General features: G+C 63.2%; 1 pseudogene. It reads left to right on the top strand.

The features are described from left to right. Positions 1-8: 8 nt before the first annotated feature. Positions 9-535: pseudogene (locus tag HWX00_RS37545) on the top strand (hypothetical protein); the annotation flags it as partial.

The raw sequence follows: 535 nt of genomic DNA, 5'->3' as shown, positions 1-535 counted from the left end.
TCACGAACGTGGCGGCCGGTCGGGTGACGGCAACCAGTACGGACGCGATCAACGGTTCGCAGCTGTTCGCGACGAACACGGCGATCGACAGTCTGTCCACCTCGACGTCGACGGGGCTGTCGTCGACGAACAGCAGCGTCACGTCGCTGTCGACTTCGACGTCGACCGGCCTGTCGAGCGCAACGAGTTCGATTACGTCGCTGTCCACCTCGACGTCGACGGGGATCGGCTCGCTGTCGACGGGCCTGTCGTCAACGAACAGCAGCGTCACGTCGCTGTCGACTTCGACGTCGACCGGCCTGTCGAGCGCGACGAGTTCGATTACGTCGCTGTCGATCGACAGTTTGTCGACTTCAACGTCGACCGGCTTGTCGAGTGCAACGAGTTCGATCACGTCGTTGTCGACTTCGACCTCGACCGGCCTGTCGAGCGCGACGAGTTCGATCACGTCGCTGTCCACATCGACCTCGACGGGGATTGGCTCGCTGTCGACGGGCCTGTCGTCAACGAGCAGCAGCGTCACGTCGCTGTCGAC

Source organism: Burkholderia seminalis DSM 23518 (assembly GCF_902832885.1).
Classification (GTDB): Bacteria; Pseudomonadota; Gammaproteobacteria; order Burkholderiales; family Burkholderiaceae; genus Burkholderia; species Burkholderia seminalis.
Note: the sequence above shows the minus strand (reverse complement) of the source record. Positions and strands in the feature narration are given on the sequence as shown.